Consider the following 11,485-nt stretch of genomic DNA (forward strand, 5'->3'; position numbering starts at 1 on the left):
CTGAGGGAGGCTATTTATTTATGCAAAATGAACGTCAACGAATTTTAGAGCTTGTAGAAAAAGGTACGATTTCAGCACAAGAGGCGATTACATTATTAGAAGCATTAGAGCAACCTAGCAAGTCTACTCAAAATGTTATGAATGATGTGTCAAAGGAGACGCAATCCTTTTCAACTGAAAAAGAAGAGTCACTATTTGAAGAAAAACCAAAAGATGGTGACAAGAAAAAAGATGATTTTATGAAATACTTCCAAGATGAAATGCAAGATTTTCGTAAGGATTTAACGCAAATTGGCTCCTTGTTTATGGATATGATGAATACCGCTGTTAAAAAGGTGAAGGAATTTGATGTAGCTTCTCCATTTGGAGATAAAATTGAGTTTACACATACAGAAGAAGTGGCTGCTGTTAATGTAGACAATATTATTGCTGAACTGCCAAATGGTAACTTCTCATTGGAAGCCAGTGAGGGAGATACGATTCAGGTAGTTTGCAAGGTAAAGGCACCACTGATGAATGACAGTGAAGAAGAAACGCGCAATCATTTTTTAGAGCAATTTGTGGTGAAAGAGGATGAGCGTGCACTGCGCATTTTAAGCCAATTAAAGCTTGTTCAAGTCAATATAAAGGTGCTAGTACCGAAGGAGAAACTTGAAAAATTATCTGTTCGTCTCATGAATGGAAGTGTGTCACTACAGGATATAGAATTTGAAGAATTAAAGGTTAAAACATTAAACGGCGCTATTAAAGGCACGAAGTTTAACTTTGGCAAAGCGGAAGTGGATTCTTCTAATGGCTCCATTGAATTAACAAATGTCCGGGGGAAAGATTTAGAGGCAGAGACATTGAATGGCCGTGTTTATTTAGACGGTGCATTGGATGAGGTAGAGGCTAAATCGGTGAATGGACATGTTGTTGTTACAACTTGCTCAACAAATTCCTCAAAAATTAAAGCACAAACAGTTGCAGGTGCTGTTGAATTATATGTGCCAAGAACAATATCATTAAGTGGTAAAGTAGTGACGAATTTTGGGAAAATAGATGTTGGTATCCAGGATGTATCAAAAATGGAGTCAACGGATCAATTTTTATCGAAAGTTATTCGCTTTGATAAAGAAGTCGAAAATGCCAATCGCTTATTTATTGAAGGTGAATCCAAAACAGGAGCTGTTTTAGTGCGCTATACAACAACAGAAGAACAATAAACGTAACAATCAAACAGGAATCGACTTTGTCAAAAGTTGGTTCCTGTTTTAATTTTGTCGAGCTTTCTTCACAACTATGACAAGGAAAAAACGAATTAGAAAGAACTACCACGGATTGAAATGAAACTGTAATAAAAAAACAGAAATTGAGTGCTATAATAGTAAAAGAAATACCTCTTACATAGATGAGAGTTTTAGGTGGTTTAATCATGATAGAAATGAAAAATGTGACAAAGAAATACCCAAATGGTGTTGTTGCGACAAATGGTATTTCCGTTAATATAAAGCAGGGTGAATTTGTTTATGTGGTTGGTCCAAGTGGTGCAGGTAAATCTACATTTATTAAATTGATGTATCGCGAAGAAAAGGCAACTTCAGGGCAAATTTTTGTTAATGGTATAGATTTAGCAACGTTAAAAGATAAGAAGGTACCTTTTTTGCGTCGTCAGCTTGGTGTTGTTTTCCAAGATTTTAAATTATTACCTCGTTTGAACGTATATGAAAATATAGCATTTGCCCTTGAAGTTATAGAGGAAAAACCAGAAGAAATACGTCGCCGAGTTATGGAAGTTTTAGAGCTTGTCGGATTAAAGCATAAAGCTAGAATGTTCCCAAATGAGCTTTCGGGGGGAGAGCAACAGCGCGTATCAATTGCACGCTCGATTGTGAATGTTCCAAAAGTGGTGATTGCAGACGAACCAACAGGGAACCTTGACCCTGAAACATCATGGGAAATTATGAATTTATTTGAGGAAATTAATGCACGAGGAACAACAATTGTCATGGCAACGCATAATCGTGAAATTGTGAATACAATTCGTCGGCGTGTGATCGCTATTGAGGGCGGTTTAATTGTCCGTGATGAGCACGGAGGTGACTACGGTTATGACATTTAATACTGTAAAGCGACACTTCCGAGAAAGTATTAAATCACTTGGTCGAAATAGCTGGATGACTCTTGCATCCGTTAGTGCAGTAACCGTTACCCTCATATTAGTCGGCGTCTTTGCGCTGATTATGATGAACTTAAATAAAGTAGCGACTGATTTAGAAAATGATGTTGAAATTAAAGTATTAATTGATGAAACAGCAGATGAAGCAGCTGAACAAGCGCTTGTTAAAAATCTTAAAACATGGGCAAGTATCTCAGAGGTCACCTATTCAACGAAAGAGGATGAGTTAAATAAGCTCGTGAAGGATTTTGGTGATGATTTTAAACTATTTGAGCAAAGTAACCCTTTACGCAACGTTATTTATGTAAAGGCCGCTGATCCTCAGCAAACAGCGAAGGTTGCGAAAGAGATTAATAAGCATGATTATATATATGATGTGATGTATGGCGAAGGAAAAGTTGAAAAGCTATTTAACTTTTTAAATATTAGTCGTAATGTAGGAATCGTGCTAATTTTAGGGTTATTATTTACAGCGATTTTCTTAATTTCAAATACGATTCGGATTACGATTATTGCGCGTCGAGATGAAATCGAAATTATGAAACTTGTAGGTGCCACGAATTCATTCGTGCGTATTCCATTTTTACTGGAAGGAATGTGGCTCGGAATTTTAGGTTCGATTATTCCGATTGCGGTTGTCACAACCCTTTACCACAATATATATAAAATTATTGCACCTCGTTTACAGGGGGAGCTTATTCAATTACTGGATTTCTCTCCACTTGTGTATCAGGTGAGTGCTCTACTGCTACTTATTGGCGTATTAATAGGTATTTGGGGAAGCTTTATGTCAGTGCGTAAGTTTTTAAAAATTTAATTTGGGCGCTCTCATTATGCGCTAATCACAACGGATATTTGTGAATACAATGAATCCTAGGCGAAAGGGAGTTCGATCGGTGAGAAGTAAGGCGAAGAACACATGGAAAACACTTGCAGTAGCATCTGCTCTATTTCTTTTTATCCAAACTCCATCAGCATACGCAACAAGTTTGTCGGATTTAAAAGAAGAAAAAAAACAAATTGAAACAAAGAAAAATGAGTTAAATTCATCCATTGGCAATAAGTCAAATGCAATTTCTGCTAACCAGGAAAAGCAACAAAAAATCTTAGATCAAATTCAAGCATTAAACGCTGAAATCGACAAAACAAATAGCAATATTAAAAATGTAGAAGCCGAGATTCATACAACAAATGAGGAAATTAAAAAATTAGAAGCATCTATTCAAGAGCTTCTACATAAAATTGAAGAGCGGGATTTATTGCTAGAGGAGCGTGCACGTGCGATTCAAGCGGGTGGCTCTGTTAGTTATTTAGATGTGTTATTAGGTTCCAATAGTTTTGTAGACTTTATTGATCGATTTTCTGCGGTCAATGCACTGCTAGAAGCAGATCGTCAAATTATCCAAGATCAAAAAGAGGATAAGCAAAAATTAGAGGAACAAAAGCAAAGTGTAGAAGAAAAGCGTAAAAAGTTGGAAGAGAAAAAAGCTGAGCTTGAGCGCTTAAAAAAATCTTTAGATAGTCAAAAAGCCGAGAAAAATAACTTGGTTGATCAATTAGAAAAAGAGCAAGAAAAGCTGAAATCTGAAAAGGTATTACTTGAAAAAGAATATTCTGAGGCATTGGAAGTTAGTCAGGAATTACAAAATCAGATTATTGCTGAGCAAAATCGCTTAGCTGAAATTGCTCGCCAGCAGGAAGCGAAACGTAAAGCAGCAGCCGCGGCGGCAGCGGCCGCAGCTGCTGCTAACAATGCTAGCGGTGGTTCATCTGGCGTTATTGTGAACGCGCCTCAATCGAATGGTACTTGGATTAAGCCAACAAATGGTCGTTTAACATCACCTTATGGCTGGCGAAATATCGGAGCTGGCCCTGAATTCCACTATGGTGTCGACCTTGCCAATGCAACAGGCACACCAATTTGGGCGGCGGCTGAAGGTGTCGTTTCCTATGCAGCACCGCTTAGCTCTTATGGAAATGTTGTGATTGTGACACATTCAATTGATGGCCAAATTTATACAACTGTGTATGCACATCTAAGTGCATTTAATGTAAGTGTAGGGCAAGAGGTAACACAAGGTCAGCAAATTGCAGCGATGGGTAGCACAGGTCGCTCTACAGGCCCACATTTACACTTTGAGGTGCATATTGGTCCTTGGAAAGGGCAAGCTGTTGGTAGCGTAAATCCACTAAAATATATTCCGTTGTAAAGGGGACAGGGAGCTGTGCAAAAGACAAAGATCTTTTTGCACAGCTCTCTTCTACTAATAACAATATGCTAAATAAGCTTGCTTGGTGTAAGAGTTTGTCCTAAGAGAAATTTTTTTGGACAAACTCTTTTTTAAGGATTCTGACTATTTTTTGAACACAGTGTGAAATATTCCTCTGCTAAACTATATCTATGCTATGCTGTAGCTATCTTTTAAGAGAGGATTTGTTGGTGTGATTAATACAGAGTGGTATACAATTCGAGCACTAACATTACCAGCAACAGCAGTTGCCTTACTATATACTTTTTTAATCGTCTGGCTTATATTGCGATTACAATTTTCAAAAAAATATGCAGAAATCTATGCAGATGCTGTTTTTACATTTATGATCGTGTGGAAATTTAGCTTATTTTTCACTGATTTCAAAGCGGTTATTGCCCAGCCAATTTCTTTATTATATTTTAATGGAGGAACAATAGGCGTTTTTCTGGGCGTGTTAGCAGCATTATGGCAAGTATGGCGGAAAAAAGCTGTGGTAGTAGATCTAAAAGCATATTGCTGGGCAATGGTATTGACCCAATCGATTTACCAATGGTTTGCCGCATTATTGAATAATAATTCAGTGATAGGTGAAGTGATGACATTAGTAGTGCTAAGTTTATTAACTATTTTCATACTATGGAAACTAACAGCACTGAAACAGTCATTATTACTGTATACAGCTGGCTTTATCCTCGTTGCCTTCTTTCAACCATTAGGGATATGGCAAACTGCTGTAGGTGTCAGCCTCTTACTACTTTGTATGGGGATTGTCATTCACCACAATGAGAACAATGCAGGAGGGAAAGCATGAAAAAAAATATTGGGCTATTGATTGTTGTGCTTTTAGTAGTTGCGATGGTTGGTACATATGTGAAACAGCAAATTGATGAGGAGCGCGCTATTGACAAGTCGGCTCTTGGAAAGGATATGGAAGAGCGCAACATTGGTTTAAAAGATGGTGATACCCCACCTGATTTTACATTAACAAGCTTGGATGGAAAAGATGTAACATTGAGTGAGCTTCGCGGAAAAAAAGTAGTATTAAATTTCTGGGCAACTTGGTGTCCACCATGTAAAGCTGAAATGCCACATATGCAAAACTTTTATGATCAATTTGCTGAAGAAAAAAATGTTGAAATTATAGCAGTTAATTTAACAGCAGAGGAACGTGATGTGACAGCAGATGCCAAGGTGGATACTGTTATGACCTTTAGAGATAGTTTTGAGTTAACATTTCCGATTTTACTGGATCCTGACAATTTAACTGGCTCTGATTATCAAATTATTACTATTCCAACAACGTATTTTATTGATTCCAACGGTTATATTCAACGTGCCATTAAAGGACCGATGGATGTGGATATGCTAAAAAATTATGTCGATGCTCTCGATTAGTTTAGAAAGATCTGTTTGTTTCTCTAGTAGAAGCGAGCAGATTTTTTTATGCAGGGAAGATAGAGGAAGACTACGAAGCTGAGTCAAACGCTTGGGCATGAAAGACTAATACCTGCTCTTTATAAATTTGCCATGTAATCTTGTATGTTTGAAAAAATAGTGTCATACAGTAAAAGAGACGGAGGAGGGAAGGTTTGCGCAAAATAACGGCTGGAATCGGAGTTCTTATTAGTAGTTTAGTGGTAGGCAGTGGAATTTATTTTGATTGGTTTACACTGGGTGATAAAAAGGAGCCCGTTACGGAGGTTGATACCATTGATGAAGCAATGACATTAATTGAAGAAAAATCAGTATATAGCACCAAAAAGGATGTATTGGTGGAAGGGGCATTACGTGGGATGGCTGATGCTATTAAAGACCCTTATAGCACCTATTATACCAAGGAAGAGGCTGAGCAACATCGGCAAATGCTAGCTGAGGAAAGAGTTGGGATTGGGATTGAGCTAACAGAAAATAAAGGCAAATTTATTGTCGTGTCTCCTGTGCGCTCATCTCCAGCAGAGAAGGCAGGAATGCGTTCACTTGATGAAATTGTACAAGTAGATGGTGTTCGTATAGATGGTAAAACGATGAGTGAATTAATGCATTTAATTCAAGGTGAAAAGGGAACGAAGGTAACGATTGTAGTCTATCGCCCAAGTGAGGATAAGCATATTAAAATGACGATGGAACGCGCTGCTATTTCTAATAAAACTGTATCAAGTGAGGTTGTGAAGATTGAGGATACAGCAATTGGTTATGTAGAAATTTCCCTTTTTGGTGAAAAAACAGCGAACGAATGGGTTGCTGAAACAAGTAAACTACTGCGCAAAGATGTGGAGGGAATTGTGATTGACGTGCGTGATAATCCAGGTGGGTATTTACATAGCGTTGCAGCGCTACTAAGCACAGTGTTGGAAAATGGCAAGGTGTTTGCATATATGCAAAATGCGGAAGGTGCTATGGAACCATTAAAAACACAAACAAAGGGCTTTGATGAAAAATATTTAGAAACCATGAATAAAATCCCAATTGTTGTCATACAAAATCAAGGTAGTGCTTCTGCTAGTGAAGTATTAAGTGGCGCTTTGAAGGGCTGGGGCCGTGCTTCACTTGTTGGCGTGAAAAGCTTTGGAAAGGGGACAGTACAAGAATCTTGGTCGCTTACGAATGGTGGTGAGCTGAAGCTATCAACGAATAAATGGCTAACTCCAAAACGGGAATGGATTCATGGGCAGGGCATTGAGGCAAGCTTAGTGATCGAGCAAAATGAATTATTTGCTTTCCAGCTACATCCATTAACAGGGAAGTTTAAAGTAGGTGATATGAGCGAGGAAATTGCCTATTCGCAAAATGCCTTGCAAAAGCTTGGCTACCAAATTGATCGTTTAGATGGCTACATGGATGACACAACGGCTGAGGCTGTAAATCTCTATCGTAAACAGAAAAAACTAGAACAAGCAGAAGGTGAATTTTATATGGACACAACTTTCTTTAATAGTTTAAATGAAACATTAAAAAATTATAAGACCGATCGTCAAAATGACCAGCAGTTCCAAATGGCCACTAGCTTTTTACTGCATACAATTGAGCAATAAAAACGTCTTTCTATGAGTTTGTACTACGCAAGACTGTGGTCGTTTGATACAATAAATTCATAGCATGTAAGATAGAAATGGCGGGTGTTCGTATGGTTAGTGATATATTCATAGAGATTGTAACAGCGATTGGCCGCTTTTTACTCAACCCATTATTATATATAGCCATTATATTTGCTATTTTATTAGGGTACCGTCGTGTCAAACAGGAGCGTAAATATTTTAATAGACGAATTATTTGGGGCTGGACGGAGTTAATCGGACAATGGAAAGATGGCTGGCTGTATGCACTGATTATTTCCTTTATCAGTATTGCGGCAGGGCTGACGGTACCAAAGGTATTTTTAATAATGTTAATAGTGGTCTCTGTAGTAGCATTGGTATTGTATGTTATCAACGCTTTGTCACCTGTTTTGACAATGGGCGCTGCAACGCTTGCAGTATGGGCAATGTTTTACTATGATTGGACTTTTTCATGGTGGAAAATTTCCTTGGTGGGTGTCAATGTAATGGATGGAGCCATTGTAGCAATCACTATTATTGCAGGTCTTAGTGTGATTGCAGAAGGACTTCTTATTCGACGAGCAGCGCTAAAGGTAGCAACGCCTGGTATTGAAAAAACAAAGCGAGGCATGCAGGCAATTGTCTATCGCACAAGAAATGTGTGGATGCTACCCATTTTCTTTGTGATGCCTGGCGATACGATTGCTGCGGTATTACCATACTGGCCACAATTTACAATTGGGGAGAATAGCTTTGCGCTTGTGCTATTTCCTCTTGTTATCGGTTTTTCCAAGCTTACAAGAAAAGATTTGCCAGCTTTAGTATTCCCTAAAATTGGCCGCTCAGTATTATTACTAGGGCAGCTTATTTTACTTGGTGGACTGGCTGCTTATTTTGAGCCATTGATCGCTTTGATCACACTTGCACTGGGAGCAATCAGCCGTATTAGCATCTCTATTTATTACACATGGCAGGATAAAACCGATCATTATGCAATAGCACCTAGTACAAAGGGGGCTGTGATTGCTGCAGTTCTGCCCGATTCACCAGCTGAAAAAATGGGCTTACTTGCTGGAGAATGTATTTGTAAAGTAAATGGGGTAGCGATTTTTACAGAAAATGAGCTATATGAAGCATTGCAATTAAATGCGGCACATTGTCGCCTAGAAGTGTTAGATCGCAACAATGAAATTCGTTTAACACAGCATGTCATTTATAGTAATGATCATTACCGTATTGGATTACTATTAGCTGAGCCGAGGGATGTATAATGGATGTTTTTGGGAAAATGATGCTAGCACTTTTTATACCTGCATTGCTTGTGTTATTGTTTACAAGAATAACGTATAATCGCTATATTGCATTAGTATTAGCCATTGCGCTAATCGCAGCCTCTGTTTATGCAGGCTATACATCTCCATCTATTATTTTTATAATTGATGCTTTTTCATTAACAGTAGGCTTTTGGTTGGCAAGTAAAATGAGGAAATAACAAAGTCAGTCCTATCTTAGTGATGGGACTGACTTTTTTACATAAAGAATCGCACAGCTGCCATTATTATAACGCCTGCAACAACTGTAATGGATAAACTTTTGGTAACAAGGGCAATAATTAAGGTAGGCACAAATGTTACAAAAATAGGCCAATCTAGTGTGACAACTTTGTCACTTTCGGTATCTAATAAGTTTTCGATAACAAGAGCACTTAAAATACAGACAGGAATAAAGCTAAGCCATTTCAAAACAACATCTGGCAGTGCAATACTGCGTACAAACATAAATGGAATAATGCGTGGAAGCCATGTAACAACTGCACAGCCAATAATAAGCCACACCATATAAGAGGTTGTTGTCATTTATCCGTCACCACCCCAATTGTTGCAACAATGACTGTTGCTAATAGTACAGCTACATGAGAAGGCACTACATAAGAGAGACCGTACATAATGAGTGCTATATAGCCAATTAACTTAATATAGTGCATAATTTTGCTTTTTCCAACACTGCTTAATTGTAAAACTAACAGTGCAATAAACATGGCAATTAAAGCAAAATCCAACCCCCATCGCTCAGGATTTGCGACCCACTGCCCTAAAAAGGCACCTGCTACACAGGAAAGAATCCAAAACAGATAGGCTGTTATATTTAACCCATCCATCCATTTACCGTGTAATTTACCTGTTTGCATTTGTTTCGTCACAGCTACTCCAAAGGTTTCATCAGTTAATAATGTTCCAAACCCAACATTTCTTAGCATGGAGTAGCGCGTAAAATGAGGGGCTAATGTTAAACTCATTAATAAATGACGTAGATTGACCACAAAAATGGTTACAATAATAGCAGAAGCAGGACTACTCGTTAAAAGCAGTGCACAAAAGATAAATTGTGCAGAGCCTGCATAAACAAGAATTGTTAAAAGGGCAATTTCGATGACAGATAGCCCTGAAGCGGAACCTACAACGCCAAATGCAAGTCCTATACTAATATAACCGAGTAAAGTAGGAATACAATCCTTTACACCTTGTAAAAAGCTGTCATTAAGGGAGTTTGTTGCCTTATGATGAGACTCTGTTGTACTTGTCATAAATAGGTCATCCTTTCTTAAAAAAACAATGTATACTAATTAATAGAATAGTTTGATAGTTAGAAGTGTTTATTAAAGTATACATATGTCTGATAAAATAAACAATAGAGATTGGTGAATAGCAATGGAACAAATGAGTCGAAATTTAGCCTTCCAATTAAAAAAAATTCGACAGCAACGTTATGTCAGCTTAGATGATGTTGCAAAAGCAACAGGTGTCAGTAAGGCACAGCTCGCTCAAATTGAAAAAGGGGAGGCAAATCCCACTGTATCAACGATTTGGAAAATTGCAGCAGGTATGCGTGTTTCTTTTTCCTCTTTATTACAGCCGCCAACCGCTCATTACACACGTTATAGCAGCAAAAATGCACCACATGTGGATGAGGATGAGGGACGTTATCGCGTGTATTCCATTATTCCCTATAGTCCTGAGAGGGGCTGGGAATTTTATAAGGTTGAAATGGAACCTGGCGCAGTAAGCAGGAGTGAAGCTCATACAGAAGGGGTAGAGGAAACTGTAATCGTTATTAAAGGACAAGCCATGATTTCTGCTGGAGATATGCATGAATTACTGGATGAAGGGGATACACTAGTATTCTCAGGGCATCAACCCCATGAGTATCGCAATACATCAGAAGGGCTAACCATTTTACATTTAATTTTACAGTATAAATAGAGGTGTCAATAGTGAGTGAATGGTTTACTGTAGAAAATATTGAACAAATTGCGGCACAGTATCGAACACTTGGTCCAATTATTGGTTTATTGCTACCATTTTTAGAAGCGTTTTTACCATTCTTACCATTAGTCGTGTTCGTTGTAGCCAATGCAAGTGCATTTGGATTATGGGTAGGGTTTTTATTATCTTGGTTAGGTTCTGTCGCTGGATCTTATGCGGTATTTTTGCTTGTTCGTCATTTTGGCAAGCATCCAAAGCTGCGATTTTTGACAGGCAGTAAAAAAGTACAAAGGCTTATTCAATGGGTGGATATGAACGGCCTTAGCCCTCTGTTTGTTCTGCTATGCTTCCCTTTTACACCATCTGTTATTGTCAATATTGTTGCTGGATTGTCCAATATTCATAAAAAGTTTTACTTAATTGTTTTACTAGCTGGAAAGTTTGTCATGATTTTAGGGATGAGTGTCCTCGGCTATGATTTAAAATCATTACTGACGAGCCCTGTAAGATTGGTGATTGCAGCTGTTGCGATTTTGATTTTATGGTGGATAGGCAAGCTGATCGAGAAACGTTTGAATGCGCGTGTTGAGAGAGATTTACGGCAAGCGCGAAATTTGCCAGAAAACCGAGATAAACATGCAAGTTAATAACTTAACCAAGCAAACAGCCTTTTTTTGTTATAGATGAGAAGAGGCTGTTTTTAATTGTTACCAAATGAAGCTTGTTAGATAGTATTTACTAGCTTTTTTCGATAGAATTTAAGTAAAGTGATCAATT

The 11,485-nt window shown here is 38.0% G+C and carries 13 protein-coding genes; 11 read left to right on the forward strand and 2 right to left on the reverse strand.

Annotation, left to right across the window (positions count from 1 at the left end; genetic code table 11):
* Positions 1-20 precede the first annotated feature (20 nt).
* From MHB44_RS04140 to MHB44_RS04180, 9 genes are all read left to right on the forward strand, one after another.
* Positions 21-1,205: a DUF4097 family beta strand repeat-containing protein gene (locus MHB44_RS04140; RefSeq protein ID WP_053993646.1), complete on the forward strand. Its 1,185-nt coding sequence runs from the start codon at positions 21-23 to the stop codon at positions 1,203-1,205.
* Positions 1,206-1,414: 209 nt separating this feature from the next.
* On the forward strand, positions 1,415-2,101 hold the full coding sequence (gene ftsE, locus MHB44_RS04145) for a cell division ATP-binding protein FtsE (RefSeq protein WP_053993647.1): 687 nt from the start codon (positions 1,415-1,417) through the stop codon (positions 2,099-2,101).
* Positions 2,091-2,975 carry a permease-like cell division protein FtsX gene (gene ftsX, locus MHB44_RS04150; protein WP_053993648.1) on the forward strand — a complete coding sequence of 295 codons (885 nt, stop codon included), beginning with the start codon at positions 2,091-2,093 and terminating at the stop codon, positions 2,973-2,975. Before ftsE ends, ftsX begins: the two co-directional genes overlap by 11 nt.
* A 79-nt stretch (positions 2,976-3,054) precedes the next feature.
* Positions 3,055-4,368, forward strand: coding sequence for a M23 family metallopeptidase (locus tag MHB44_RS04155; RefSeq protein ID WP_083448444.1), 1,314 nt, complete (start codon positions 3,055-3,057; stop codon positions 4,366-4,368).
* Between the two features lie 232 nt (positions 4,369-4,600).
* Positions 4,601-5,221 carry a hypothetical protein gene (locus MHB44_RS04160; RefSeq protein WP_341301674.1) on the forward strand — a complete coding sequence of 207 codons (621 nt, stop codon included), beginning with the start codon at positions 4,601-4,603 and terminating at the stop codon, positions 5,219-5,221.
* The gene (locus MHB44_RS04165) at positions 5,218-5,805 is read left to right on the forward strand and encodes a redoxin domain-containing protein (protein ID WP_341301675.1); all 588 of its coding nucleotides are present in this window, start codon (positions 5,218-5,220) and stop codon (positions 5,803-5,805) included. The genes MHB44_RS04160 and MHB44_RS04165 overlap by 4 nt, the downstream gene beginning before the upstream one ends.
* A gap of 194 nt (positions 5,806-5,999) precedes the next feature.
* Positions 6,000-7,442 carry a S41 family peptidase gene (locus MHB44_RS04170; RefSeq protein WP_341301676.1) on the forward strand — a complete coding sequence of 481 codons (1,443 nt, stop codon included), beginning with the start codon at positions 6,000-6,002 and terminating at the stop codon, positions 7,440-7,442.
* 92 nt (positions 7,443-7,534) lie between these two features.
* Positions 7,535-8,716, forward strand: coding sequence for a PDZ domain-containing protein (locus tag MHB44_RS04175; RefSeq protein ID WP_341301677.1), 1,182 nt, complete (start codon positions 7,535-7,537; stop codon positions 8,714-8,716).
* Positions 8,716-8,937 (forward strand): DUF2198 family protein, encoded by a 222-nt coding sequence (locus MHB44_RS04180; RefSeq protein WP_341301678.1) that lies wholly within the window; start codon positions 8,716-8,718, stop codon positions 8,935-8,937. The genes MHB44_RS04175 and MHB44_RS04180 overlap by 1 nt, the downstream gene beginning before the upstream one ends.
* 37 nt (positions 8,938-8,974) lie before the next feature.
* Here the strand turns inward: MHB44_RS04180 and MHB44_RS04185 are convergent, their stop codons facing one another.
* Together MHB44_RS04185 and MHB44_RS04190 are read right to left on the reverse strand one after the other, a co-directional pair.
* The gene (locus MHB44_RS04185) at positions 8,975-9,301 is read right to left on the reverse strand and encodes an AzlD domain-containing protein (protein WP_341301679.1); all 327 of its coding nucleotides are present in this window, start codon (positions 9,299-9,301) and stop codon (positions 8,975-8,977) included.
* Positions 9,298-10,029, reverse strand: coding sequence for an AzlC family ABC transporter permease (locus tag MHB44_RS04190; protein WP_341301680.1), 732 nt, complete (start codon positions 10,027-10,029; stop codon positions 9,298-9,300). Before MHB44_RS04190 ends, MHB44_RS04185 begins: the two co-directional genes overlap by 4 nt.
* Before the next feature lie 124 nt (positions 10,030-10,153).
* Between MHB44_RS04190 and MHB44_RS04195 the strand changes: the two genes are divergently transcribed.
* Both MHB44_RS04195 and MHB44_RS04200 read left to right on the forward strand, forming a co-directional pair.
* A complete protein-coding gene (locus tag MHB44_RS04195) occupies positions 10,154-10,705 on the forward strand; it encodes an XRE family transcriptional regulator (protein WP_341301681.1) in 552 nt (183 codons plus the stop codon).
* Between the two features lie 11 nt (positions 10,706-10,716).
* A complete protein-coding gene (locus tag MHB44_RS04200; protein WP_341301682.1) occupies positions 10,717-11,355 on the forward strand; it encodes a TVP38/TMEM64 family protein in 639 nt (212 codons plus the stop codon).
* The last annotated feature ends 130 nt before the right edge of the window (positions 11,356-11,485 follow it).

The organism is Lysinibacillus sp. FSL H8-0500, from assembly GCF_038051955.1.
GTDB lineage: Bacteria > Bacillota > Bacilli > Bacillales_A > Planococcaceae > Lysinibacillus > Lysinibacillus macroides.